The organism is Acidovorax sp. GW821-FHT09B03 (assembly GCF_059418305.1).
Map to the genome: position 1 here is coordinate 176,485 of NZ_JBWKPP010000010.1, position 25,226 is coordinate 201,710.

A 25,226-nucleotide genomic window follows, 5' to 3' on the forward strand; every position below is an offset into this window, starting at 1 on the left:
GGGAGAAGTGCTGTCATGCCTTGATCCCGAACCGGCCGGCGCCCTGCTTGCGGTATTCGCTGGGCGTCATGCCCTTGATGTCCAAAAAGCGGCGGTTGAAGTTGGCCATGTTGTTGAAGCCCACGTCGTAGGCGATGTGGGTGATGTAGCGCTCGGACTCCATGAGCAACTGGCAGGCGCGGTTCACGCGCACCAGGTTCACGAAGTCGGTGAAGGTGTTGCCCGTGGCCCGGCGGAAGAAGCGCGAGAAGCGGCTTTCGGTCATGCCCAGCTCCTGCGCCAGGTCGGCGGCCGACAGGGGCTCGGCCAGGTGGTCGGTGATGCGGCTCACCACCGCATTGATCTGGTCGAGCTGGGTGTCGTTGTCCTCGCTTTGCAGCTGCGTGCTCGACAGCAGCCGAAAGTCGGTACAGCGGGCCAGGTCGCTCAAAAATTCGCAGAACGCGCCGAACCGGGCCAGCCCCTGGCGCGCCTTGATGCGGTGCCAATGCTCCTGCGCCTGTGCCTCCATGCCAAAGAACTCGATGCCGTGGCGGGCCCGCTCCAGCAGGGGCAGCACCTCGCGCAGCTCGGGGATGCTCTCGCTGCTGGCCATGAGCGGGGCATGCGAGAACTGGATCACCAGATCACGCAGCGGCACGCCGCCTTCGGGCAGGTCCATGCTGATCCAGTTGTGCGGCAGGCGCGGCCCGGTCAGCACCAGGTGGCCAGGCTGGAACTGGCCGATCCAGTCGCCCACGAACACCTTGCCCGAGGTGGCGGTGATCAGGTGCAGCTCGTACTCGTCGTGGTAGTGCCAGCGCGCCAGCGGCGTGGGAAAGCCGTGCGACAGGCAGCGGATGAAGCCCGCTGTTTCGGGCGGCTCGTAACCCAGCTCGGGCGAGCGCACATAGTCGTGCTCCAGCTCGGGCTTGGTCTGGCGCGGGGAGACAGGCGTGGTCTTCACGGTCATGGCGTCATTCCTGGGGGCAGGCTGCTCCACTTACCCCGGTGATTTTGCACGTTCCGCCACGAAAGCCTGCACCCGGGCGTAGGCTCTGCGCAGCGTAGCGACCAGGCGTGGGTCCGAGGCCATCTCGCCCCACAGCGTCGCATCGGCGGCGTACGCGGCGACCGGGTCGGCCGCATCGCAGATCGCGTGGGCCACGGCCGGGTCCATGGCCTGGTCCTGGTAGGCGTAGGGGATCTGCCCGGCATGCCAGCGCTGCAGGTAGGCCAGGAACAGCGCGGGCAGCATGGCCACGCTGTCGAACGAACCATTGCGCGCCAGCTGGTCGCGGATGGTGGGCGCGATCATGCCGGGGATCTTGGAGAACGCGTCCATGGCCACGCGCTGGTTGGTGTCGGCGATGGCGGGGTTGCCAAAGCGGTCCAGCACCACGTCGCGGTACTGCTCCAGGTTGATGGGGCATGGCTGCTCTGGGGTGTGGAGCACCGGGATCGCGTCGTCGGTCACGTAGTCGTAGGCCATCTGGCGGATGGCGGCGTCGTGCGTGCCTTCATGGATGTACTGGTAGCCCGCCAGCGTGCCCGCCCAGGCGATGCAGCTGTGGGTGGCGTTGAGCAAACGGATCTTGGCCTCTTCGTAGGCCTGCACCGAGTCCACCATCTCCACGCCGACCGCCTCCCATGCAGGGCGCCCGGCGATGAAGCGGTCCTCGATCACCCACTGGATGAAGCTCTCGCCCATGAGCGCGGCCTGGTCGTCCCAGCCGGTGGCGGCCTTCACGCGCTCGGCCACGTCCGGCGTGGGGCGCGGCGTGATGCGGTCGACCATGGCGTTGGGGCTGCTGGTGTGCTCCTGCACCCAGGCCTTGAGCGCGGCATCGCCCAGCGCGTCGATGAACTGCAGCAGGCCGCCGCGCGAGCGCTCGCCGTTGTGCCGCAGGTTGTCGCAGTTCATCAGCGTCAAGGGGCCGGCACCGGCGGCCATGCGCGCACGCAGGATGCCCACCAGGGCGCCGTAGATGCTGTGGCCCGCCTGGCCGGCCTGGACCGCTGCGAGATCGGCGCGCAGGTCCGGGAAATTGGCCCAGTCGAGCTGGTTGGCTGCATCCAGGTAGTAGCCGGCCTCGGTCACGGTGAACGAGACGATGCGCGTGGCGGCATCGGCACCGGCGGCGATCAGCGGGGCCAGGTCGTCCTGGTAGGGAATCACGCGCTCAATCGATTCGATGCGGGTGTAGCTGCGCTCGCCCTGGGGCGTGACGGTCTCCAGCGTATAGCGCCCGCCCTGGGCCTGCAGCGCGGCAATGGTCTCGGCCATGTCGGGGCGCAGGTTGCCCCCCACGATGGCCCAACTTGTATCGCCCTGCTGGCGCAGCTGGTGGACGTAGACGGCCTGGTGGGCACGGTGGAACGAGCCCAGGCCCAGGTGCAGGATGAAATTCATGGTGCGTGGATGCGAAAAAATGGGGATCTCAGAGGTCGAAATTGGTCGGCATCATCACGACGTCGCGGATGGTCATGCCGCGCGGGCGGGTGAGCATGAACAGCACCACCTCAGCCACCTCGGCGGCCTCGATGAGGCTGCCATTGGCCTTGGCCTCTTCGAGTTTTTCGGCAGGCCAGTCGGCCAGCAGCGAGGTGATGACCGGGCCCGGCGAGATGGCGCCCACGCGGATGCCGTGCTTGAACACCTGGCGGCGCACGGTCTGCACGAAGCAGTTCACCGCCCACTTGGAGGAGGCGTAGACGGGCTCCCACGGCGTGGGGAAATGGGCGGCCAGCGAACTCGTGACGATGATGTCCCCGCGGCCGCGCCCGATCATGTGGGGCAGCACGTTGTGCACGTTCTTCATCACCACGTTGACATTGAGCTGCAGCATGCGGTCGATGGCATCGGGGTCGGCATCGACCAGGTCGCCGCCCACGTAGAGCCCGGCATTGGCGTGGAAGACGTCGAGCTGGCCCGCGATGGCCAGCGTGCGCGTCAGCAGGCTTGCGCACTGCTTGGCGTCCAGCAGGTCCAGCACCAGCGGCGACGCTTGCTCACCGATGGCGGCGCATGCCTTGGCCAGGGCCGCTTCATCGCGGTCGATCAGCACCACGCGCGCGCCGGCATCCGCCATCGCCTTTGCGCTGGCAAAGCCGATGCCCGATGCCGCGCCGGTGACGGCGGCCACCTGGCCTTGCAGGGGATGCACGGCGGTCACGCGCCCTGCCCCGCCACGACGTGGCCTGCCGCATCGAACCAGTGCGCCTGCGAGGCGTCGATGTCCAGGCTCACGGCATCGCCCGCGCGCAGGCCGGTGCGGTCGTTCTGGCGCGAGACGAACTGCGCGCCGCCGGGCGTGCTCACGTAGATCAGCGTTTCGGCACCCAGCGCTTCGACCAGGTCCACCTGCCCGCCCACCGGCGTGGTACCGGCGTTGCGCACGGCGATGTTTTCCGGGCGCAGGCCGATGGCGCCGCCCGCCGCACCCGCCGGGGCCTGCTGCTGCACCGGCGCGGGCAACTGCTGCAAGGGCACCACGTTCATCTGCGGCGTGCCGATGAACTGGGCCACGAACTGGTTGGCCGGGCGGTCGTACAGCTCCAGCGGCGTGCCTACCTGTTCGATGAGCCCGTCGCGCAGCACCACCACGCGGTCGGCCAGGGTCATGGCCTCCACCTGGTCGTGCGTCACGTAGATGGTGGTAGCGCCCAGGTCACGGTGCAGCTTGGCAATCTCCACACGGGTCTGGCCGCGCAGGGCCGCGTCGAGGTTGGACAGCGGCTCGTCGAACAGAAACACCTTGGGCGCACGCACGATGGCACGGCCGATGGCCACGCGCTGGCGCTGGCCGCCCGAGAGTTCCTTGGGCGTGCGCTCCAGGTAGGTGGTGAGGTTCAGGATGGCCGCGGCGCGCTCGACCTTCTCGCGCACGATGGCCGGGTCGACCTTGGCGAGCTTGAGTGCGAAGCTCATGTTCTCGTACACGCTCATGTGCGGGTACAGCGCATAGCTCTGGAACACCATGGCCAGGTCACGCTTGCTCGAAGGCTGGTCGGTGATGTCGCGGCCATCGAGCATGAGCGAGCCGCCGTCGATGTTCTCCAGCCCCGCGATCAGGCGCAGCAGCGTGGACTTGCCGCAGCCCGAGGGGCCGACGAAGACGATGAACTCGCCTTGCTGGATGGTGAGGTCGATGCCCTTGATGGCGCGGTGCTCACCAAAGAATTTCTCGATGCCGCGCAGTTGAAGGTAGGCCATGGAATCGGGTTCCTGAAATCTTGAAAACTGGGAGAAAAACTGCAGCGCTTACTTGACCGCACCGAAGGTCAGGCCCTGAACGAGCTGCTTCTGGCTGAACCAGCCAAAGACCACGATGGGCGCGATGGCCATCAGCGAGGCGGCGGACAACTTGGCCCAGAACAGGCCCTCGGGGCTGGAGTACGAAGCGATCAGCGTGGCCAGCGTGCCGGCCTTGGCGGCGCTCAGGTTCAGGCTCCAGAACGCCTCGTTCCATGACAGCACCAGGCACAGGAGGCCGGTGGACGCCAGGCCGCCCATGCCCAGGGGCAGCAGCACCAGGCGCACCTCCTGCCACAGGGTGGCGCCGTCCATGCGCGCGGCCTCCAGGATCTCGCGCGGGATGTCCTTGAAGTGCGAGTACAGCATCCACACCATGATGGGCAGGTTGGACAGCGCGAACACGATGATCAGCGCCAGCTGCGTGTCGAGCAGGTGGCTCTTTTGCGCCAGCACGTAGATGGGCACCAGCGCGCCCACGGCGGGCATCATCTTGGTGGAGAGCATCCACATCAGGATGTCCTTGGTGTACTTGCCCTTGAAGAAGGCCATGGCATACGCCGCCGGCGCAGCCAGCATGAGCCCCACCACGGTGGAAAGCACGCTGGTGATGACCGAGTTCTTGGCGTACAGCAGGTAGTCGCTGCGCTCCTGCACCTCGTGGAAGTTTTCGAGCGTGGGGATGAAGAACAGCTGCGGCGGCACCGCGATGGCCTGCAGCTCGGTCTTGAACGCGGTGAGCAACAGCCAGGCCAGCGGGAAGAACAGCAGCAGGGCCACGCCCCAGGCGGCCACGGTGCGCAGGGCCAAGAGGCCCAGGGGGTAGGAGGATCGGCGTCGGGCAGATGCGGTCATGGTGGTGCTTCGTTTATTTGTCGAGGTTCTTGCCGACCATGCGGATCAGGAACACCGCCGCGATGTTGGCCAGCACCACCGCGAACAGCGCGCCGGCCGAGGCCACGCCCGCATCGAAGTTGAGCAGCGCCTGCTTGAAGATCAGGAAGGTGACGTTGGTGCTCGCATCGCCCGGGCCGCCACCGGTGGTGGTGTAGATCTCGGCGAAGATGCTGAGCAGGAAGATGAGTTCGATCATCACCACCACGGCCACCGAGCGCGCCAGGTGCGGCACATACAGGTAGCGCAGCTGCTGCAGGTAGTTGGCGCCATCCATGCGCGAGGCTTCGAGCTGCTCGTGGTTCATGCTCTGCAGCGCGGTCATGAAGATCAGCGTGGCAAACGGCAGCCACTGCCAGGAGACCATGACGATGACCGAGAACAGCGGGTGGTCGGTGAGCCAGTCCACCGGCTGCGCGCCGAAGAACATCCACACCTGGGCGAGTACGCCGTAGATGGGGTTCATCATCATGTTCTTCCACATCAGTGCGTTCACCGTGGGCATGACGAAGAATGGCGAGATCAGCAGCACCCGCACGATGCCCCGGCCCGCGAAGGGCTCGTTGATGAGCAGTGCGATGGCGATGCCGAACACCACCGTGATGAGGATCACGCTGCCGAGCAGCAGCAGCGTATTGACCACCGCCGTGCCGAACGAAGGATCGGTGACGAAGTACTCGAAGTTTTCCAGCCCGGCAAAGCCGGTCTGGTCCGGCTGCATCAGGTTGTAGCGGATCAGCGAGAAGTAGATCGTCATCACCAGCGGCACGATCATCCACAGGAAGAGCGTGGCCATGGCTGGCGTGAGCAGCAGGCGGGGGAGCAGGCGGTTCATGGGAATCCCGGGAGAAATCTGGCGTCGCCAGACAAGGTAGAAGCCGGTGCCAAGGACCTGGAGGCCGAAACTCCCCGCCGCACATGCGCGCAGCGAGGAGTCGCGGGCCCCGATCAGCCCTCGGTGGCCGGCCAGCGGCTTACTTGTAGTAGCCGCCCTTCTTCATTTCGCGATCGGCCGACACCTGGCTGGCCTTGAGCGCCGCGTCCACGCTGGTCTTGCCGGCCAGGGCTGCGCTCATCTGCTGGCCCACGGCGATGCCGATGGCCTGGAACTCAGGAATGGCCGCGAACTGCACGCCCACGTACGGGCTCTTGGGCAGGGTCGAATCGGTCGGGTTGGCCGAGTCGATGGCCACCTTCTCGGCCGCTGCAAAGCGGGCCGCCTTCTGGAACTCGGGGCTGGCGTAGGTGCTCTTGCGCGTGCCGGTGGGCACGTTGGCCCAGCCGTTGGTCTTGGCCACGAGCTGCACGTACTCCTTGCTGGTGGACCAGGTGATGAACTTCTGCGCGGCATCCACCTTCTTCGAACCGGCGGGGATGGCCAGGTTCCACGACCAGAGCCAGTTGGCGCCCTTGGGCGTGTTCATGGTGGGTGCCTGGGCAAAGGCCATCTGATCGGCCACCTTGGACTGCTTGGGATCGCTCACGAAGGATGCGGCGATGGTCGCGTCGATCCACATGCCGCACTTGCCGGAGTTGGTCAGCGCCAGGATCTCGTTGAAGCTGTTGGCCGACGAGCCGGGTGGGCCGTAGTTCTTGAGCAGGTCCACGTAGAAGGTGATCGCATCCTTCCAGGGCTTGGATTCGAGCTGCGGCTTCCACTGCATGTCGAACCACTGGCCGCCGAAGGTGTTGACCAGCGTGGTCAGGAAGGCCATGTTGTCACCCCAGCCCGGCTTGCCGCGCAGGCAGATGCCGTACACGCCGTTCTTGGGGTCGTGGATCTTGGCGGCCAGGTCCTTGATCTGGGGCCAGGTGGGGCGCTCGGGCACCTGTACGCCGGCCTTGTCGGCCAGGTCCTTGCGGTACATCAGCATCGAGCTTTCGCCGTAGAACGGTGCGGCGAACAGCTTGCCATCGATCGACAGGCCGTTGCGCACCGCGGGCAGCAGGTCGTCCACATCGTAGGCGGCGTCGGTCTTGAGCTCCTGCAGCCAGCCCTTCTTGCCCCAGATGGGGGCTTCGTACATGCCGATGGTCATCACGTCGAACTGGCCGCCCTTGGTGGCGATGTCGGTCGTCACGCGCTGGCGCAGCACGCCTTCTTCAAGGGTGACCCACTTGAGCTTGATGTCGGGGTTGGCCTGCTCGAAGTTCTTGGAGAGCTTCTGCATCTCGATCATGTGGCCGTTGTTCACGGTGGCAATCACGAGCTCGGTCTGCGCATGCGCAGCGGCGCCGCACAGCGATGCCGCCAGGGCGGCTACGGCCAGGGCCAGGCGGGTGTGTGGACGGGTGGAACGGGGCATCGAAACGTCTCCTGCGTAGTTGGTATGGATCTGCCATTCAACGCCGGTCGGATGGCTGGCATTGATGGCCTGAACGATACCGATGCTCTGATGCTCAGTTGATACTTTGAAAACCCATACACATACTAATTTTCGCCAGAATCTCAGGATTTATACCTAGATGAGTCAACTGGGTATGTGCATTGTCGGGCCTGCGGTGCCTGCCTTGCCCAGCAGAGAGCGGCCTGCACCGGGAGTCCATGCACCTCCCGTACGCGGTCGACTATTTCCAAAACTGGAACAGTCAGTTCGCGACTTGGTAGTTTTTCTCTGAACACCCCAGGCGTACAGTTCAACCCATCGATGAGCCGAACCCGCAAGGCGACTCACCGAACCCGGTCTGAAGTTGTTTTCTCTCCGGTTTTTTTGAGACGCTTTTTCACTTTAAGGATTTTCATCATGAACACGACCGCACGCTTCCTCTCCATCGCCGCTGTTGCCGCTTTCGCTTCCTTCGGTGCTTACGCCGACGAAGCCGACGCTTCGCAATTCGCCACCAAGTTCGAAACCAACCGCACCCGCGCCGAAGTGGCCGCTGAAGCCGCTACCGTGGCCCAGACCCGCAGCATCGAGCCCGCTGGTTCGCGTGTCGTGACCTACAAGTCCACGGCCGACCGCGCTGCCGTGCGTGCCCAGGCTGCTGACGCTGTGCGCACCGGCCAGATTTCCTCCGGCGAAATCGGCGCTCTGTAATCAGCGCCCCGGACTGAACCGACCCCCTACCCAATCAATAAACAAAGAATCGAGATCACCATGAACAAGACCGCACGTTTCCTGTCCATTGCCGCTGTGGCTGCTTTCTCCGCTTTTGGTGCCCACGCTGACGAAGCCGACAGCTCGCAGTTCGCCCTGAAGTTCGACACGAACCGCACCCGCGCTGAAGTGGCTGCAGAAGCCGCTACCGTGGCACAGACCCGCAGCATCGAGCCCGCTGGTTCGCGCGTTGTGACCTACAAGTCCACGGCCGACCGTGCTGCCGTGCGTGCCGCAGCCGCCGAAGCCGTGCGCCTGGGCCAGATCCCTTCGGGCGAAATCAGCGCCCTGTAAAGAATGCGGGCCTTCCCATGGTGGTGGTGTCTCACGGTCGTGGGCACCGCCACCATGTGGAAGTGTTTCCCCTGACTCCCTGAAAGGGCTCCCATGCGGGAGCCCTTTTTTTGACATCAGCCGCCGCTCAGGCCAACAGGGTCTTGAACATCACGTGGGCATCGACATAGCCCAGCGTGTGGTGCCTGAAGGCGCCCGGCAGCGTGCCCACGATCGCAAAGCCCAGGTGCTGCCACAGCCGCACGGCACGCACGTTGCTGGCCACCACCAGGTTGAACTGCATGGCCCGAAATCCCATGGCCATGGCCTGCTGCTGGGAGTGCTCGCACATCAGCGAAGCCACGCCCTGCCCTTGCGCGGCCGGCGCCACCACATAGCCGCAGTTGCACACATGGGCGCCTAGCCCGGCCTGGTTGGGCTTGATGAAATAGGTGCCCAGCAACTGCCCCTCGGCGCCACACGCGACAAAGGTGGCGGCGGGCAGTTCCACCCAGGCCCTGTGGATCTCGGCTTCACTGCTCTCGGGCGCGAAGGCATAGGTGTCGCCCGCCTGGAAGGTGGCCTGGAGCACAGGCCAGACGGCTGGCCAATCGGCGGGCATGAGGGGGCGGATGGTGATCGGGGCGGGCGAAGAGGTCATGGACAAAGCGGTCAGGAGCGGGGAGATACTCCATTGTCCCGCTCCGCATAAAATCCGCAGTCGGCAACGGCCATCCCCTGGTGGTCGCGCCCTCCCACCACGAGTGACCGATCCCATGACCCAGCCCTCTGCCACCCTGGCAGCCACTGCCCTGCCCGCCCGCCCCGTGCGCTCCCAGTACGAGGACTTCATGCGCCACGTGTTCACGCAGGGCGTGCACAAGTCCGACCGCACGGGCACGGGCACGACCAGCGTGTTCGGCCACCAGATGCGCTTCGACCTGAAGGAAGGCTTTCCACTGGTCACCACCAAGAAGGTGCATCTGCGCTCCATCATCCAGGAGCTGCTGTGGTTCCTCACCGGGTCGAGCAACAACAACTGGCTCAAGGAGCGCGGTGTCACCATCTGGGACGAGTGGGCGCGCGAGAACGGCGACCTGGGCCCCGTGTACGGCGTGCAGTGGCGCAGCTGGCCCACGCCGGACGGCGGCCACATCGACCAGATCAGCGATGTCATCAAGACCCTCAGGACCAACCCCGATTCGCGCCGCATCATCGTGAGCGCCTGGAACGTGGCCGAGCTGAACAAGATGGCGCTGATGCCCTGCCACGCCTTCTTCCAGTTCTATGTGGCGCCTGCCCAGGAGCCCGGGGGCCGCGGCACGCTCAGCTGCCAGCTCTACCAGCGCAGTGCCGACATCTTTCTCGGCGTGCCCTTCAACATCGCCAGCTACGCGCTGCTGACCCACATGGTGGCCCAGCAGTGCGACCTGGACGTGGGCGACTTCATCTGGACCGGCGGGGACTGCCACATCTACAGCAACCACCACGAACAGGTGCAGACCCAGCTGGCGCGCACGCCCTACCCCTACCCCACGCTGCACATCAAGCGCCGGCCGGACAGCATCTTCGACTACCAGTTCGAAGACTTCGAAGTGCTGGACTACCAGTGCCACCCCGCCATCAAGGCGCCCGTGGCGGTCTGAGCCCCCTCGCCTTCCCATGATTCCTGCAGTGCAGGCGCCGATGTGCCCTGCCTGACATCCCCTGTCTCCCTTCACGAACCACAAAGAGCACTCACTATGTCTTCCGGCGGATTTCACGTACACGGCCCCCACGACCACGCAGTGGAGCATGCAGCACAGGGCCACGGCCATGGCGACGACCATGCGGCCAGCCACGGCAGCGAAGGCGGCGGCTCGTCGATGAGCAAGATCGCAATGTTCACGGCCATCGTCGCCACGGTGGGCGCGATCTTCGCGTACATGGGCGGCGCCACGCAGGCCAATGCCGGCCTGCTCAAGAACGACGCGGCCATCAAGAAGACCGAGGCCTCCAACCAGTGGAACTACTTCCAGTCCAAGAGCACCAAGCAGTCCCTGGCCGAGCTGGCCCGTGACCTGGCGCCCGAGGACCGCAAGGCCACCTACCAGGCCAAGGTGGAGCGCTACGAGAGCGAAAAGAACGAGATCAAGGTCGTCGCTGAAAAGCTCGAGGCCGACAGCCACAAATTCGACCGCCAGAGCGAAGAGCAGATGCACCAGCACCACCGCTGGGCCCAGGCCACCACGGCGCTGCAGGTCGCGATCGCGCTGGCCGCCATCGCCCTGCTCACCCGCAAGAAATGGCTGGAGTACGGCATGTACGGCGTGGCCGGCATCGGCATCGTCGTCGGCGCGCTGGCCACCCTGCACATCTAAGAAGGCGTGACCGAACCCGCGTTCTACAGCCGGAGCAACCAGCTATGCCTCTGCATATGATCTACGCGCGCGCCGCCAACGGCGTGATCGGCAAGGACAACCACCTGCCCTGGCACCTGCCCGAAGACATGGCGCGCTTCAAGTCGCTGACCCAGGGCTGCCCTGTGGTCATGGGCCGCAAGACCTGGGATTCGCTGCCGCCGCGCTTTCGCCCGTTGCCGGGCCGCACCAACATCGTCATCACCCACCAGGCCGACTGGGTGGCCGAAGGGGCCGTGCGAGCCGCCAGCCTGCAGGACGCCCTGCAGCACGCGAGCGCCGGCCAGACGGTGTGGGTGATTGGCGGCGCGCAGGTCTATGCCGAGGCCCAGCCCCTGGCCGACCGCATCGAACTCACCGAGATTGCGCAGGACTTCGAGGGCGACGCCCACGCGCCCGTGCTCGATGCCGACTGGCACGAGACGGCGCGCAGCACGCACACGTCGACCAACGGGCTGCCCTTCAGCTTCGTGACGCTGGAGCGGCGGCGCGCCTGAACGGACACGCCCCTTGCTCGCCCGGCAGTATCAGAACAGCTTGGCGCAGTTCACCGGCAACTGGGCGGCCGTGGTCCCCTGCAGCACACCAATGCTGCCGATCAGGTTGCCCTGGCTCACCGACAGCGTGAATGGCAGGTTGAAGCTGGTGGCGCCCGTGAACGACGAGGCCGTGGCCGTGCCCATGCCGTAGCCATAGAGCGCATTGGCCGGGCCCAGGGCCGCGATGGTGAACATCGCAGGGCCGCTGGGCTGGCCACTGACCGTGATGAACACGCCGGTACCGGCCACCGCGCACTGGTAGACGCCGTCCAGCGGGCCGCCTGCGGCCATGCCCGCCCCCGAGGCCCCTGCCAGCAGCAGGGCTGCGGCTACCGATCTGAATGTATTGCTCATGCGTCTTGTTCCTTTGGTTTGCGTCACGCGTTCTGAATCACGGGACGCAAAGAAGTTCACAGCCGCCAACCCGCAAAAAAAAGCCCGCACGGAGGCGGGCAGCAACTTGCTTGTCGCAAGAGGGGATGCCGCTTGGAGGCCGGCAGGGAAATCATAGGCATCCCCCGCCCGCAAGGCTGTGACGCGGAGCACAGGTTGCTGCGCATTGCCGCGGCGGCCCCACGCGCCTCAGATGGCGCTGGTCCCCACCAGCGTGATGTCGACCAGACGTGTGCTCACATGGCCGTGGCCGTCGTCCAGGGTCACGGTGAACTGGTCGTGGCGCTGCTGGCCGCTGGCCAGCAGCGGGTCAATGGCCTGGTTGCCCACGGTGTAGAGCCAGTTGACCTGGCCGGTGTGGCCATCGGAGCGCACCTGGGCGGTCAGCGTCCCCAGGGCCCCGGCCGTGGGTGTGACGCTGACGGTGTGCGAGGCGAAGGCCGGGTCGGCAAAGCTGAAGCCGCCGGCCGTGGCCAGCGTGGCCGTGGCGTTGCTGCCGCCCAGGTCGGCCACCTTGCCGGGGGCGCTCCATTGGTAGGACTGGTTGAAACCCAGCGTGGCCGAGGCCACCTTTTGCAGCGCCACGGCCGTGGTCGCGTCGATGCCCAGGTCGCTCGCCACCTTGTCGCCCGCCCCCAGCGAGCGCGCGTCCAGGCCGGTGAGCGTCTCGAACAGCACCAGGCCCGAAAGGTAGGATCCGTACTTGCTCGCATGCAGGTTGTCGTCGTGCCAGAGGTTGATCTTGCCGCCGTTGGCGACGCTGGCACCGCCCGTCTCGGTGTAGGGGTCGCGGATGGACAGCCCGTTCTGCACGGCAGCCATGAAGGCCGTGCCCACCGGCGCAACCCCCACGAAGTCGGGGTTGACGGCCGCCAGGTTGGCATAGGCGTTCTGCAGGTCGGTGGTCATGCCCTCGAGCGTCAGGTAGTAGGCGCTGGCCTGGGTGTCCGAGCGGCTGATGTCCCCCGTGCCTTCGTAGGCGCCAGCACCGTTCAGCGTGCGCGAGGTGAGCATGTCGTAGGCGCCGGCCACCATGTCGGGCCGGGCCCAGGTGGCGTAGAGATACATGTCGGTCGAGGCGTCCGCATTCGGGTTGCCCGGGATCGTGGTGCCGGGCTGGGTGGTAGTGTCGGCCGCGCCGGTGTGCACGAAATTCTCGATCGCCGTGGCGTACTTCTGGAACTCGCCGATGTCGGCATTGGCGCCCGAGGTGGTGGTGAGCGTGGCGTTGGCAGAGATGCCGAAATCCGATTTGGACGGATCCGCCGCGAAGTAGGTGGCCGTGCCGTCGGCCGTGAAGTTCACCGTGAGCGCGGCACTGGTATCGCCGCTGCGCGTGAAGGTGTAGACCAGGTTCTGGCCGGCGTTCTCGTACACGCCTGCGGCCGAGCTCAGGCCCAGCGTCACGTTGGGCAGGCTGGTGTCGGTGCCCACCGCGAAGTCGTCGTTGACGATGGTGCCGCTGACGGCGCCCAGCGTGCCCAGGTTGTAGTCCGTGCCGGTGGTCGGGTGCGCCAGCGTGATGCGGATCCCCTCGTCGGCCTCCACCGTGCTGTCGACGCGCGGGTCCAGCGTGATGCTGGCCGAAGTCTGGCCCGCCTTGATGGTGATGGTGCCGGTGTTGCTGGTGAAGGAGACGGCGCCCGTGGTGGTGGCCGCACCCGTATCGGCGCTGGTCGCAAAGCCCCCGCCACTGGTGAAGCGATAGGGTGAAGTGCCTGCGCCTCCCGCAGCCGAGAATGCGCCGCTGGCGGTGTTGTACAGCTCCAGATCCTGGCTTGCGGAAACCGCGTTCGAGACCGATGGCGACGTGCTGCCGTCGCGGAAGGCGGTGAAGCCCACGACCAGGTCGCTGGTCGTGGGACCGGTGCGCGTGAAGGTGAAAACCAGGTTGGCCGTGCCGTCCTCCGTCACCTGGCCAGGGCTGGCCACCAGGGTCACCGTGGCCAGGGCCGGGTTGGTGGCGGGGGCGGTGGGGTCGTCGTTGAGGATGGTGGTGCCCACGGCGGAGCTGGTGCCCACGCGGTAATCGCCGGCCGAAGCGGCCAGCTTCAGCGCCAGGGTCTCGTCGTATTCCTTCGCGCCATCGGCCGTGGGCGTGATGACCAGGTTGGCCGTGGCACTGCCTGCCGCAAAGGTGATGCTGCCCGAGCCCGAAGGCAGCGGTTCGTCCGTCTGGTCCTGCAGCACCACCAGCTCCCATTTCTGGCTGGCAATGTTGCCGCGCATGTCCCAGCCCGCGGCCGAGGAGTTCAGGTAATGGCCCTTGAGCGTGGCCGCGTTGCGGGTGGAGAGCGACACGTCGTAGCCCAGGCCCACCTGGTCGGCGAACTTGTCGAACAGGCCCGCCACGCCGCCCCAGGGGTGCGGCTCGTAGAGGTTGGCGCCCGTGAGATTGGTGAAGGTGCCACTATTGGCCGGCGAGGTCAGGTCGTGCACGCCGAAGGGATTGGTCGCCCCATCGTAGGTGTTGTACGACATGGCCGGGTCTATGCGCGCAAAGGTCGCGCTGTTGCCCACGAACAGCACCGGGTTGAACACCGTGGCGATGTCCACGGCCGCGGCTGCGCCCTTGTTGCCGGCCGCATCGCTGTAGCTGTCCTTGGCCACGGCGATGTGCCCGCCCGTGTCGAGGTTGGCGGATGCGGTGGCCGTGAAGGTGGCCGTGCGCATCAGGCCCGTGCCGCTCAGTGCGCCCAGCGTGCCGCCAGACGCCGTGATGTCTGCCGCGGTGAAGCTCGCGCCCGGATCTTCGGTGAAGGTGAAGGTGATGGTTGCGGTGCCGCCGGTCTTGAGCGCAGCGGCAGAGCTGGTGATGGTCAGCACCGGGGCCTGCGTGTCCACCTGGCCTGGCGCGTCGCCTCCACCGCCGGATGCCGGTGGCGCGGGTGGGTTGCTGCCCTGGCCCGCGGACACGCCGGGCGCCAGTTCCCCCACGGCCTGCTGCTGCACCGCGGCCGTGAAGGCTGCGCCCGTGTAGCCGTTGGCCGCAGCCTGGAAGTTGCCCGTGGCCACCGAGCCCGCCGCATCGGTGGCCGCAGCCGCCACCTGGCCCAGCACCGCCACCGTGCTCGCAGCGTCGGCCGCATCGTTGGCGGCGTCCACCACCTTGCCGATGAGGTCCAGGCTGGTGGAATCCAGCCGCAGGCCATAGTCGCCCGCGGCATCGGCCACGATGGCGCGCAGGAAGGTGGCATCCGACAGGTTCACCATGCCGGCGCTGCCCCCCGCTGCGTCGGCGAGGGCATCCGCCAGGGACGCGATCAGCGTGCCCGCCGCCGCGCCTGGCTGGCCCGCATGCGGCGTGGCCACGCCCGGCTGGCCGGCCTTGGCCTCGGCCGCATCCAGCGCGGCCGCGCCGATGCTGACCACGTTCACCAGCGCCACTGCCACCTTCTGGTAGCCCAAGGCCACGGCCTTGTCGGCAGCACTGGCGCTGCTGCTGGCCAGCACGGCCAGCGGGTCGTAGGTCAGCAGGTTCACGCCGGCAGGCAGCCCCAGCGCCTTGGCGACCAGGGCGGTGGCCTGCTCCACCGTGGTGGTGGCGCCGCCCTTGTCCATCAGCGCTTTCACCAGGGTCGTGATGGGGTTCAGCACCGTGCTACCGGCAGGTGCGGTGAGCAGGCCCTTGAAGGCCTTGTTCGTGAGCAGGTCGGTCCCGCCGGTGGCCACCAGCGTCCCCTGCACGTTGGCCGGCAGCGTGAAGCCGCCCGCGCCATCGGTGGTGGCGGACCATTCGCCCGCGTCCAGCCTGTGGTTGCCATTGGCGTCGGCAAACACGGTGGCACCCTTCACATAGCCATCGGCCACACGCCCCTGGATGCCCGCCGCGGTGAGTCTGCCGGCCAGGGCCTGCACACCGCTGATGCCCATGGCCGCGCTGGCATCGGTGGCACCAATGCCCTGCAGCAGGGTGTGCACGGCCGCCGACACGCCCTCTCCGCTGAACAGCGCGCCCTTGTTCTGGCTGGCCAGCGCACTGTTGAAGGCGTTGGCCGCTTCGGCACGGTGGTCCAGCGTGGTGTAGACCCCCCCATCGGCGTTGACCAGGAAATCCATCAGCCTGGCCCAGGTGGTGAGGCCCTGCTCCTGCGCCAGCCGCGCGATGGCCAGGCCGTCGTCCGCCGAGAGCACCACGCCCAGGCCGTTGAGCGCCAATTGCTGCACCGTGCCGCCCACGCCACGGCTGGCGACCATCTGGCCCATGGCCATCTCGAAGGCTGCGGCCACCCGGCCATAGTTGCCATCGGCAGTGACCACCGCCTCGAATTCGGCGAGCAAAGGGGCGGGGGCTGCATGGCCGGTGGCGAGGATGAAGATCTGCTGCAGGACGTGGGATGCGTTGGGCGTGGACATGGCGATGCCTTCCAGGTACGGAATACGAAGTGGGAAGTTGGGAGCGAGGGGACAACCACGAGGCCCGGCAGGCGGCCTCGGACTGGCGGGTCAGGCGGCGGCACAGGCCCCGCCCGGGCTCAGACGGGCAGTCGCCTGTCCGGGAGCGGGGGCATGGAATCGAATGGCAAGGCTTGTCTCCAGCGTTGTAATTTGCCGCAACGATAAGCCGGCAGCTTCATCAAATCCAATAGTATTTTCAGGGCATCTGCATATGTTGTGCATATGCATTTTTTCGCTCCGAAATGCCTCCGCGATCATCCCCGCCAATCAAGGATAGGATGCACCCCAGTGCAATCGCCATGAGCGATTGAGATTGAACAAGCAAGGACCGATGATGGTGATGAAGATCGCGACGTGGAACGTCAATTCCCTCTCCGTGCGCCTGCCCCAGGTGCTGGCCTGGCTGGCAGCCAACCCGGTGGACGCCATCGGCCTGCAGGAGCTGAAACTCACCGACGACAAGTTCCCGCACGACGCCTTCAAGGAGGCCGGCTACGAGGCCGTGGCCTTCGGCCAGAAGACCTACAACGGCGTCGCCATCCTGAGCCGCCACCCCCTGGCCGACGTGGTGCGCAACATCCCGGCGCACGAGGACGAGCAGGCGCGCGTGATCATCGCCACGCTGGACACGCCCACCGGCCCGCTGCGCCTCATCAACGGCTACTTCGTCAACGGCCAGGAGCCGGGCTCGGAAAAGTTCGCCTACAAGATGCGCTGGCTGCAGGCCCTGCAGGACCTGGTGCGCGCCGAGATGGCGGCGCACCCGCGCCTGGCCCTGGTGGGCGACTTCAACGTGGCGCCGGAGGACCGCGACTCCTACGACCCGGTGGGCCTGCGCGAGACCATCCACCACACGACCGAAGAGCGCAACCACTTCAAGGCGCTGCTGGAGCTGGGCCTCACGGACAGCTTCCGCATGTTCGAGCAGCCCGAGAAGATCTACTCCTGGTGGGACTACCGCATGCTCGGCTTCCAGAAGAACCGGGGCCTGCGCATCGACCACATCCTGGTGAGCGAGGCCCTGCGCGCCAGCGTCACGGCCTGCGTGGTGGACCGCGCCCCCCGCAAGAACCCGCAGCCCAGCGACCACGCACCGGTGGTGGTCACGCTGGAGTAGCCTGCGCCTTTGGGCTGGGGGTCAGCGCGGGCGGCTCGGCTCCTGGCCTGTCTCATGCAGGCCCAGCGTGCAACCGAACGGATCGAGGAGCATGGCGGCCTGGGCGCCCAGGTCCGTCACCATGGGCCCGCGGTATCGCCTAGCGCCCCGGGCCTCCAAAAACTGGAGGGTGGCCGCCAAGTCTTTTACCTCCCAATAAGCCGTGGTCCCGCCAATCCCACCGGGGCATTTGCTGTCCACGGGATGGAAGCCGAGCAGCACACCGGGCGCGCGGATGAAGGCGTATTGCGCATTCTCATGCTCCACCTGCGCCCCGAAGATCTCTGCATACCATTGCGCGGCGGCATCGATGTCGGGCACGAACAGGACGACGGATTCCAGATGTTTGAGCAAGGCAGTTTCCAGGCGGTGGCGCAAAGCGCCCATTCGGGCACGCCATTGGCGGCCCCGGGGGTGATCGGTTGCGTGATCGTACCGACCCCGACCGGGCTCCGCCGCGAATCCATCCATGCAACGCCCGGTTGCACGCCCACCGCCTAGGGCCTGGCAGGTGCCGCTGAAAACGCGTAGTGCGAGAACTTCCACTGCCCATCGCGCTGCTTGCGCAGCATGAACAGCTCCTTGAACGCTGCCGGCCCTGCGGGCTGGGCGTTGCCCTGCACCTTGAGCGTGCCCGCCGAGTGGCTGCGCAGCAGCGCCGCGTCCTTGCCCAGCAGCTGGATCTCGTCCACGGTGAAGGCCAGTTGGAGCGCAATCGCCTGGAACGTGCCGGCGTAAGCGCTGCGCAAAGCCTCCCGTCCTGTGACGGCAGGCGCATCGGGCGCCATCTGCACACCATCGTCCGTGTACAGCTGCACGATGTCGGCGGTGTCGGCGCGGTTGAGCGCGTCTTCATAGCGCTGCAGGGTCTGGCGGATGGCGGCGGTGTCATCCGCTCCCGCAGCGACCGCCACCGGAGAGACCGCGCCCAGGGCCAGCAGGGCGGTGGTCGCGAAAACGGCCGCCAGGCTGCGGCGTGGCAAGGGGAAGTGTTGCATGGAAGGCTTTCGATGGAATGGTGAGAAAGAAGGGTCTGCTTGCACTTGCATGAGCACTCGCACTCAGACGCGCACCCAGGCCGGCGCAGCCGCCGGGCCCCAGCCCAGGAAGAAGCCGAACTGGATGTTCATGCCGCCCAGGGGCTCCAGGTAGCGGCTGTTGCGCAGCGGGCCGGCGTCCACGGGCTCGAAGCCCAGCACGCGTGCCAGTTCGTGTACCCGGCCCTTGGCGTCGGCCGCATCGCCCGCCACGAACACCTGCAGCGGCGCCTTGCCCGGGCGCGCACCGGCTGCCAGCAACTGGGCAAAGATGGTGTTGAAGGCCTTGACCACCTGCGCCCCCGGCGCGGCGGCCTGGATGGCTTCGGCGGCCGAGGTGGTGGTGCCCAATTGCAGGCCCTGGAAGTCGGCCGTCACCGGGTTGCTGATGTCCACCAGCACCTTGCCCTGCAGCGCCGCGGCAGGCAGGGCCTGGAGCACCTCCACGCTGGCACCATAGGGCAGCGCCAGCACCACCACCTCGGCTGCGGCGACCGCAGCCGCCACGTCCAGGACCCGTACGCGGCCCCCGGCGAGTGCAGCCGCCTTGCCGCCAGCCTCGCGCACGCCCAGCGCCACCTCCACGCCGGCCGCCGCCAGCGCCGTGGCCAGGCCACCGCCCATGTTGCCCGCGCCGATCACTGCAATGTTTGCTGTCGTCATGACTTTTCCTTTGTCCATTGGTTGGTTGAAACAAGGACTTCAGTGTCGATTCAGACCCAATTCAGATAAATACCTAGAATGTTGCGATATTCGAAACGATTGGATTGCAATGGACCGTTTCACGGGCATGGCGGTGTTCGTCAAGGCGGTGGAGCTGGGCTCGTTCCGCGCTGCGGGCGATGCGCTGCAGATGTCGTCGCAGTTCGTGGGCAAGCATGTGCAGGCGCTGGAGCAGCACCTGGGCGTGCGCCTGCTGCACCGCACCACCCGGCGGCAGAGCCTCACGGACTTCGGGCGTGCCTACGTCGAGCGCGCCCGGCTGATCCTGGCCGAGCTGGAGCAGGCCGAGCAACTGGCGGCCGAGGCGCGCTCCGTGCCCAGCGGGCGGCTGCGCATCAATGCGCCCGCGAGCTTTGGCATCCACAGCCTGGCACCGCTGTTGCCCGCGTACATGAAGGCGCATCCGCAGGTCGAGGTGGAACTCACCACCTCGAACCGCGCGGTGGACCTGGTGGACGAGGGCTACGACGCGGTGTTCCGCGTGGGCGTGCTGCAGGACAGCGGCCTGATTGCGCGGGCGCTTGCGCCCTATCGGCTGGTGGCATGCGCCTCTCCGGGCTACCTACAGGCGCACCCGCAGCCGCTGTCGACCCCCGGGGACCTGCAGCAGCACGAATGCCTGGGCTTTGCCCACACCGAGCTGCGCACCCACTGGAGCTTCGATGGCCCCGAGGGCCGGATCGTCGTGCCCGTGCACAGCCGCCTGGTGGCCGACCATGGCGAGCCCCTGGTGCACGCCGCCCTGGCGGGCCTGGGCATCATCCTGCAGCCGCTGGATGCCGTGCAGCATGCCCTGCACGGCGGCCAGCTGGTGCCGGTGTTGCAGGGCTATGCCGTGCCCTCGCGTCCCCTGCACCTGGTCTATGCGCCGGACCGGCGGGTGACGCCCAAGCTGCGCAGCTTCATCGATTTTGCGCTGGAACACTTCGCGCCACCATGAGGTCCCAGGCCCAACGCACACCGCCGCCATGGGCGCAAACCCATGGCGGCGGTGGCGGGGAGCCGCAGCGGTACCTTGTGGTTCAAAGCACGGCCACGGCCCTCACGGAGGCGGCCTGCCCGTTCCCTGCCCGCCTGCGTACAGGCGGGCAGGAGGCCGGGAGGGCCGGCGAACCGGTCAACGTGCAGGGCTGAAGCTGTCGCGCAAGGCCTTCACCTCGTCGTGGTTGCGCTGGGCGCCATCGGCCTGGCGCTGGACCAGGGCGCGCAGGTCCTGCGGCAGGCTGGCCTTCAGGGCCTTGCGGTAGCGGGCCACGGCCGCATCCTCGCCGCGTTCGCACTCTTCCAGCACGGCCTTGTCGTCCTGCGTGGACAGGGCCGTCTTCACGGACACCCAGCCGCGGTGCAGTGCGCCGGCCACGGTACCGCCGCTGACAGGTTCACCGCCACGGGCGCGGATCTCGCGTTCGAGTTCGGCGGCAGCGGCCGCGCATTCACGCGAGTGGCGCTGGAAGATTCCCTTGAGCTGGCCCGAATCGGCATGCTCGGCGCTGGCGTGAAAGCCGTACTCACCATCGCGGGCCGATTCCAGCAGGTCGTTCAGGGTGTCGATCACGTCGTCGTTGTCGATCTCGCCCGCCACGTCCAGCGGTTGGCTGTTGTAGGCACGCTCATAGGCGGCGCGGGTGGCGGGCTGCACATCGGTCCAGGCCAGGCCATCGTCGCCATGGCGGGCGCGCCAATCATCGGCCAGGCGGGGCTCGACGGCGTCGTAGTCGCCTTCATAGCGGCCCACCGAACTCCAGCCCAATTCATAAGCGGGGCGGTACTGGTCGTACGTCCGGCCGCCCACGTAGTAAGGCTCGCGGTGGTAGTTCTCGCGCCAGTAAGCATCTTCATTGGTGGGGTTGACGGCTTCGCCGGCCGCCTTGCCAGCCAGCCCGCCCGCTACCGCACCAGCCACACCGCCGATGGCGGCGCCCACAGGACCACCGAAAGCGCCGGCTGCGGCACCCGCGGCAGCACCGCCGAGGGCAGCGCCCACGCCTGTGCCCACGGGGTGTGCACCAGGTTCATTCGTCAGGGGGTCACGGTTCGCATCGTTGAAATCGGCCATAAGAGGTCTCCGGTTGGTTGGACAGTGGGTTCATTGTGGGAGGCCCCTCGCGCCCCATGGGTCGGCATGCAGAGGGTGCCGGTGTAGGACATTCGGCCCCTTGTGCAGAGGCCTCGAAACAGCCTGAAACAGATGCCGCCGCCACCCCTGCAGGCCGTCCGGGCAATCGCACGGGACAATGCCGCATGAGCCTGCCAACCGCCCCCACCGCCCCTGTGATTTGCTACCTCGAATCGGCCGAGCACGGTGAATTCATCGAACTGCTGCTGTACGAAGGTGGCACCCGCTTGCGCGTGCGCAGCGGCACCATCGGCAAGCCCTGCCTGGTGCTCAACGCCACCTACGGAACGGCCAGCAAGGCGCAAGCCCACTGCCAGCGCCTGCAGGCCGAATGGCATGAACGGGGCTACATGCCCTGCGACCCGACACTGCCGGTGGCCGATGGCAGCGTGGCCGACGAGCTGTTCTGCGACGGGCGCATACCGCACGCGCTGCTCGATGCCTTCCTGGCCATCAACGGGGCCGACGAACTGCGCGGCCAGCCCCGCAGGCTGGCGCTGTTCCGCCACGGGCTGCGCTGGCACACGGATTTCGACCTGGAGCGCATCGCCGAATTCGGCCTGCATGCCGGCGTCATCGTGGAGGGGGATGTCAAGGTCGCTGGCGTGTTCAGCCAGCTGACCTACACCTACCCGGGGCAGACGCTGGTGAGCGGCACCATCCACGCCACGAGCTTCGGCCATGGTGACGGCCACATGCGCGTGATGGGCGACGTGAAGGTGGCCAACATCATCTACGGCGAGTACAACGACGGCAGCCTGGTGATCAATGGTGCGATGCACGGCCGCGCCTTCATCACCCTGGACCATGACATGTACGCCGAAGGCGGCTACCACCTGCCGATCTGCGAGTGGAATTCGCACGAGAACTGGGACGGCTGTCTGGAACCCGAACTGTTCGAGTTCGACGACGAGGACGCAGACGAGCCGGGCAGCATGATTGCGGCAGAGGCGATACGCCGCTTCATGCGCGAGGGACGCGATCCCTTTCGCCCCGGCGCACAGCCGGTGATGCGGGAGCCGGCACCCGAGCCTCCTCCACCGCCACCACCGCTGTCACCGTTCGCCCAGCGCGTGCGCGAACTGGCGGATGCAGAGGACGTGGAAGGCCTCACCCAACTGATCGAGACCTGGCCCGACCACGGCGAGGAATGGGAGCAGGCACTGGTCGGGCGCCTGTACGCCCCCAGCACGACGCCGGAACAGCGGTTGCGGCTGAAGGCCTTGCAGAAGAAAAAGCCGTAGCTCAGGCCGCAGCCACCTCGACCTGCACTCCGGCAGCCAGCTCCAGCACCTCGCGGGCCTGGTCTGCCCCCAGCTCGGCACCACGGCCGGTCCAGGCGACGAACTGGTCCGGGCGCACCAGCACCAGGCGGGCGTCGTAGCGCTCGTGCTCGCCAGCGCCTTGCGCCTGCACCACCGCCAGGGGCAGCGACTGCTCGGCGGCGGCATCGCGGAAGGCCTGGACCTCCTGCGCGCTGGCGCCGAAGGCCAGCAGGGTAAAGCCGGCGCCCAGCTCCTCGTACACATTGCGGCCCGAGGGCAGCAGGGCCGGCGCCAGATGGTGCCCGGGCCGTGCATCGAAGCGGTGCGAGCCCTTGGCGCTGCTGGCACGGCCCGCGCTGTCCCAGACCACGGCCGAGCCCTCGTAGTGGGGTTCGAAGGCATGCACCTCGCCCACCGCGCCCTGGGCCCGCGCCCTCCAGGCGGCCTCGAAGGCGGCCAGGTCTTGTGCGGGGTCATGCGCATCGAGGAACGCGCGGTCCGTGTCGATGGACTTGGCGATGAAATCGTTGATGGTGGAGGCGAACACCGGGCGCCGTTCGGCATCGTAGGAGTCGAGCAGGCGCTCGCCGCCCCAGCCCTGCAGGGTGGCAGCCAGCTTCCAGCCCAGGTTGCGCGCATCCTCGAGCCCCGAGTTCACGCCATAACCGCCGTAGGGCGGGTGGCTGTGCGCCGCATCGCCGGCCACGAAGACCCGGCCCTGGCGGTAGCGGTCGGCCAGCATGAAGCGCAAGTCCCAGAATCCGACGTGCTCGAACTCCACGTCGAACTGCGCACCCACCGCTTCGTGCAGGTAGGCCGCGAAGTCGAAGTTGTCCTTGGTCGTGCCCGGTGGCACGGGCGCATGGAAGAACCAGGTGCTCCCCAGGTCCACGCGGCCGAAGAACTTCCAGTAGCCCTTGAGTTCAGGCTGCAGCACGTTGTAGTAGGACTTGCCGGGGTAGCGCTCGAGCAGCTGGTGCAGCCCGTGCGAGCGGAATACCAGCAGCACCATCATGCGGTCATGGTCCGTGCGGGTCTGCGGGATGCCGGCCTGCTCGCGCACGACGGAACGGGCGCCGTCCGAACCCACGGCATAGGCACTGCGCAGCACGCGCTCGACACCGCTGCCGCCGCGCTCCGCGATGGTGATGGACACCCCATCGGCATCCTGTACCACGGCCTTGGCTTCCCAGCCGTAGAGGGTCTGCACCGAAGGCAGCTCGGCCACGCGCGCGCGCAGCACGGCCTCCGTCGCGTACTGCGGCAGACGCTCATTGCCGGTGAAGTAGTAGGGCTTGACCAGGTCGCGCTGCAGCCAGTCGTAGGTGTGGGGGCCGAGCAGCGTGCCATGCGCCGTCAGCCCGCCGATGCCGTATTCCACGGGGATGGTGCGCGCTGCACGCAATGGCTTCTCCGCCCCCCAGAAATGGAAATGCTCCATGGTCCGCTGGGTCAGGTTCTGGCCCTTGGGGATGGGCTGGGGCTGTGGATAGCGTTCCACCACGATGGTGCGCACGCCGCGCTGGCCCAGCTCGATCGCCAGGCCCATGCCCACGGGCCCACCGCCGGCGATGACCACTTCGGCGTCCTGCGCCAGATCCTTGTTCGATGCGTTCATTGCGTCTGCTGCTTTCGTCATCATCATCATTCGGCGGTGATGCCCTGGGCCTTGATCAGGTCGGCCCAGCGCTTGGCGTCGGCCGCCACCAGCTTCTTGAAGGCATCGGGTGTGCTGTGGGCAGGTGTCATGCCCTGGGTCTCGAAGGCCTTGGCCACGGCGGGTGCCGCCAGCACCTCGCGCAGCTCGGTGTTCAGACGCTCCACATAGGCGCGCGGCGTGCCGGCCGGAGCGAACACGCCGTACCACATGTCCACGTTCAGGTCGCCCACCTTCAGGCTGTTCAGCGAAGGCACCTCGGGCAGCAGCGGATGGGGTGTTTCGGAACTGATGGCCAGCGCCTTGAGCTTGCCCGCCTTCACGTGCTGCAGGGCCACGTGGATGGGCAGGAACATGGCGTCGATCTGCCCGCCGAGCAGATCGGTCACGGCCGGTGCCGTGCCACGGTAGCTGATGTGCGTGAGCGAGACCTTGGCGCGGTTCTTGAGCAGCTCCATGGCCAGGTGGTGCGGCGTGCCCGCGCCGGGCGAGCCGTAGTTGAGCGCACCGGGTTTGGCCCTGGCGCGCTCGACCAGCTCCTTGAGCGACTGGATCTTCGAGCCCTCGCTGGCCACCAGCAGCAGTTGCCCCCAGCTCGTCTGCCCCACGGGCTGCAGGTCGGTCAGCGGGTTGAAGCCCTGCTTGGGGTACAGCGCCATGTTCATCACGAGCGTATTGACGCTCACCAGCAAGGTGGCCCCATCGGCCGGCGCACGCACCACTTCCTGCGTGCCGATGATGCCCGAGGCACCCGCCTTGTTGTCCACGAAGAAGGGGCGCTTGAGCCGCTCGGACAACGGGGCTGCGATCTGGCGCGCGATCAGGTCGATGCCGGTGCCGGGCGTGAACGGAACGACCAGGCGCACGGGCGTGTCCGCACCACTGCCCTGCGCACGGACCAGGGGCGCCGCCACCGTGGCCAGGGCGCCGAGCACGATGCGTCGGCGTGGAAGGGAGGACGGCTGCAACGGGGCTGCAAGGGTCATGGCTTTGTCTCTTTGGAAGTTGGACCACAATTACAACGACAGTCTTGATTTGAATCAA

At 67.0% G+C, this 25,226-nt stretch carries 24 protein-coding genes; 8 read left to right on the forward strand and 16 right to left on the reverse strand.

All coding sequences use genetic code 11. The annotated features are described in order from the left end of the window. Nucleotides 1-13: 13 nt before the first annotated feature. The 7 genes from AC07PA_RS19095 to AC07PA_RS19125 form a co-directional block, all read right to left on the reverse strand. Nucleotides 14-952, reverse strand: coding sequence for a helix-turn-helix domain-containing protein (locus AC07PA_RS19095; RefSeq protein ID WP_007859027.1), 939 nt, complete (start codon nt 950-952; stop codon nt 14-16). A gap of 30 nt (nt 953-982) precedes the next feature. Continuing rightward, nucleotides 983-2,392: a D-arabinitol 4-dehydrogenase gene (gene dalD / locus AC07PA_RS19100; RefSeq protein WP_494610004.1), complete on the reverse strand. Its 1,410-nt coding sequence runs from the start codon at nt 2,390-2,392 to the stop codon at nt 983-985. Between the two features lie 28 nt (nt 2,393-2,420). Then, a complete protein-coding gene (locus AC07PA_RS19105) occupies nt 2,421-3,155 on the reverse strand; it encodes an SDR family oxidoreductase (RefSeq protein ID WP_494610005.1) in 735 nt (244 codons plus the stop codon). Beyond that, on the reverse strand, nt 3,152-4,195 hold the full coding sequence (locus AC07PA_RS19110) for an ABC transporter ATP-binding protein (protein WP_494610006.1): 1,044 nt from the start codon (nt 4,193-4,195) through the stop codon (nt 3,152-3,154). The genes AC07PA_RS19105 and AC07PA_RS19110 overlap by 4 nt, the downstream gene beginning before the upstream one ends. A gap of 48 nt (nt 4,196-4,243) precedes the next feature. Then, nucleotides 4,244-5,089 carry a carbohydrate ABC transporter permease gene (locus AC07PA_RS19115; RefSeq protein ID WP_007859034.1) on the reverse strand — a complete coding sequence of 282 codons (846 nt, stop codon included), beginning with the start codon at nt 5,087-5,089 and terminating at the stop codon, nt 4,244-4,246. Nucleotides 5,090-5,102: 13 nt separating this feature from the next. After that, entirely contained in the window at nt 5,103-5,963 is an 861-nt protein-coding gene (locus tag AC07PA_RS19120; RefSeq protein WP_007859036.1) for a carbohydrate ABC transporter permease, read from the reverse strand. A gap of 139 nt (nt 5,964-6,102) precedes the next feature. Continuing rightward, on the reverse strand, nt 6,103-7,434 hold the full coding sequence (locus AC07PA_RS19125) for an ABC transporter substrate-binding protein (RefSeq protein ID WP_145698074.1): 1,332 nt from the start codon (nt 7,432-7,434) through the stop codon (nt 6,103-6,105). 438 nt (nt 7,435-7,872) lie between these two features. On the opposite strand from AC07PA_RS19125, the gene AC07PA_RS19130 reads away from it, so the two are divergent. Beyond that, on the forward strand, nt 7,873-8,166 hold the full coding sequence (locus AC07PA_RS19130) for a hypothetical protein (protein ID WP_007857805.1): 294 nt from the start codon (nt 7,873-7,875) through the stop codon (nt 8,164-8,166). A gap of 60 nt (nt 8,167-8,226) precedes the next feature. Next, a complete protein-coding gene (locus tag AC07PA_RS19135) occupies nt 8,227-8,520 on the forward strand; it encodes a DUF4148 domain-containing protein (RefSeq protein WP_145693723.1) in 294 nt (97 codons plus the stop codon). 127 nt (nt 8,521-8,647) lie between these two features. Here the strand turns inward: AC07PA_RS19135 and AC07PA_RS19140 are convergent, their stop codons facing one another. Further along, nucleotides 8,648-9,160, reverse strand: a complete 513-nt coding sequence (locus AC07PA_RS19140) for a GNAT family N-acetyltransferase (protein WP_494610008.1) — start codon at nt 9,158-9,160, stop codon at nt 8,648-8,650. Between the two features lie 115 nt (nt 9,161-9,275). On the opposite strand from AC07PA_RS19140, the gene AC07PA_RS19145 reads away from it, so the two are divergent. From AC07PA_RS19145 to AC07PA_RS19155, 3 genes are all read left to right on the forward strand, one after another. After that, complete coding sequence (locus AC07PA_RS19145) at nt 9,276-10,145, forward strand: thymidylate synthase (protein ID WP_007856748.1); 870 nt, start codon at nt 9,276-9,278, stop codon at nt 10,143-10,145. 96 nt (nt 10,146-10,241) lie between these two features. Then, nucleotides 10,242-10,859, forward strand: coding sequence for a DUF4337 domain-containing protein (locus tag AC07PA_RS19150; RefSeq protein WP_007856749.1), 618 nt, complete (start codon nt 10,242-10,244; stop codon nt 10,857-10,859). A gap of 44 nt (nt 10,860-10,903) precedes the next feature. After that, the gene (locus AC07PA_RS19155) at nt 10,904-11,395 is read left to right on the forward strand and encodes a dihydrofolate reductase (RefSeq protein WP_494610009.1); all 492 of its coding nucleotides are present in this window, start codon (nt 10,904-10,906) and stop codon (nt 11,393-11,395) included. A 30-nt stretch (nt 11,396-11,425) separates the two neighbouring features. On the opposite strand, the gene AC07PA_RS19160 is transcribed toward AC07PA_RS19155, so the two are convergent. Beyond that, nucleotides 11,426-11,791, reverse strand: a complete 366-nt coding sequence (locus AC07PA_RS19160) for a hypothetical protein (protein WP_494610010.1) — start codon at nt 11,789-11,791, stop codon at nt 11,426-11,428. 228 nt (nt 11,792-12,019) lie between these two features. Next, the gene (locus AC07PA_RS19165; protein ID WP_494610011.1) at nt 12,020-16,186 is read right to left on the reverse strand and encodes a beta strand repeat-containing protein; all 4,167 of its coding nucleotides are present in this window, start codon (nt 16,184-16,186) and stop codon (nt 12,020-12,022) included. 382 nt (nt 16,187-16,568) lie between these two features. Between AC07PA_RS19165 and xth the strand changes: the two genes are divergently transcribed. Further along, nucleotides 16,569-17,345, forward strand: a complete 777-nt coding sequence (gene xth / locus AC07PA_RS19170; protein WP_145698110.1) for an exodeoxyribonuclease III — start codon at nt 16,569-16,571, stop codon at nt 17,343-17,345. A gap of 21 nt (nt 17,346-17,366) precedes the next feature. Here xth and AC07PA_RS19175 read toward each other — a convergent pair whose 3' ends face one another. The 3 genes from AC07PA_RS19175 to AC07PA_RS19185 form a co-directional block, all read right to left on the reverse strand. Beyond that, complete coding sequence (locus AC07PA_RS19175; protein ID WP_494610012.1) at nt 17,367-17,738, reverse strand: VOC family protein; 372 nt, start codon at nt 17,736-17,738, stop codon at nt 17,367-17,369. A 143-nt stretch (nt 17,739-17,881) separates the two neighbouring features. Then, on the reverse strand, nt 17,882-18,382 hold the full coding sequence (locus AC07PA_RS19180) for a YybH family protein (protein WP_494610013.1): 501 nt from the start codon (nt 18,380-18,382) through the stop codon (nt 17,882-17,884). 63 nt (nt 18,383-18,445) lie between these two features. Next, nucleotides 18,446-19,084 (reverse strand): NADPH-dependent F420 reductase, encoded by a 639-nt coding sequence (locus AC07PA_RS19185; RefSeq protein ID WP_494610014.1) that lies wholly within the window; start codon nt 19,082-19,084, stop codon nt 18,446-18,448. Nucleotides 19,085-19,193: 109 nt separating this feature from the next. Here AC07PA_RS19185 and AC07PA_RS19190 point away from each other — a divergent pair, with 109 nt between their 5' ends. Further along, a complete protein-coding gene (locus AC07PA_RS19190; protein WP_494610015.1) occupies nt 19,194-20,084 on the forward strand; it encodes a LysR family transcriptional regulator in 891 nt (296 codons plus the stop codon). 177 nt (nt 20,085-20,261) lie between these two features. Here the strand turns inward: AC07PA_RS19190 and AC07PA_RS19195 are convergent, their stop codons facing one another. Then, nucleotides 20,262-21,200: a ferritin-like domain-containing protein gene (locus AC07PA_RS19195; RefSeq protein ID WP_494610016.1), complete on the reverse strand. Its 939-nt coding sequence runs from the start codon at nt 21,198-21,200 to the stop codon at nt 20,262-20,264. 185 nt (nt 21,201-21,385) lie between these two features. Here AC07PA_RS19195 and AC07PA_RS19200 point away from each other — a divergent pair, with 185 nt between their 5' ends. Continuing rightward, nucleotides 21,386-22,504 (forward strand): hypothetical protein, encoded by a 1,119-nt coding sequence (locus tag AC07PA_RS19200; protein WP_494610017.1) that lies wholly within the window; start codon nt 21,386-21,388, stop codon nt 22,502-22,504. 1 nt (nt 22,505) lies between these two features. Here the strand turns inward: AC07PA_RS19200 and AC07PA_RS19205 are convergent, their stop codons facing one another. Then, the gene (locus AC07PA_RS19205; RefSeq protein ID WP_494610018.1) at nt 22,506-24,143 is read right to left on the reverse strand and encodes an FAD-dependent monooxygenase; all 1,638 of its coding nucleotides are present in this window, start codon (nt 24,141-24,143) and stop codon (nt 22,506-22,508) included. A 26-nt stretch (nt 24,144-24,169) separates the two neighbouring features. Further along, a complete protein-coding gene (locus AC07PA_RS19210) occupies nt 24,170-25,168 on the reverse strand; it encodes a Bug family tripartite tricarboxylate transporter substrate binding protein (protein WP_007856764.1) in 999 nt (332 codons plus the stop codon). Nucleotides 25,169-25,226 lie beyond the last annotated feature (58 nt).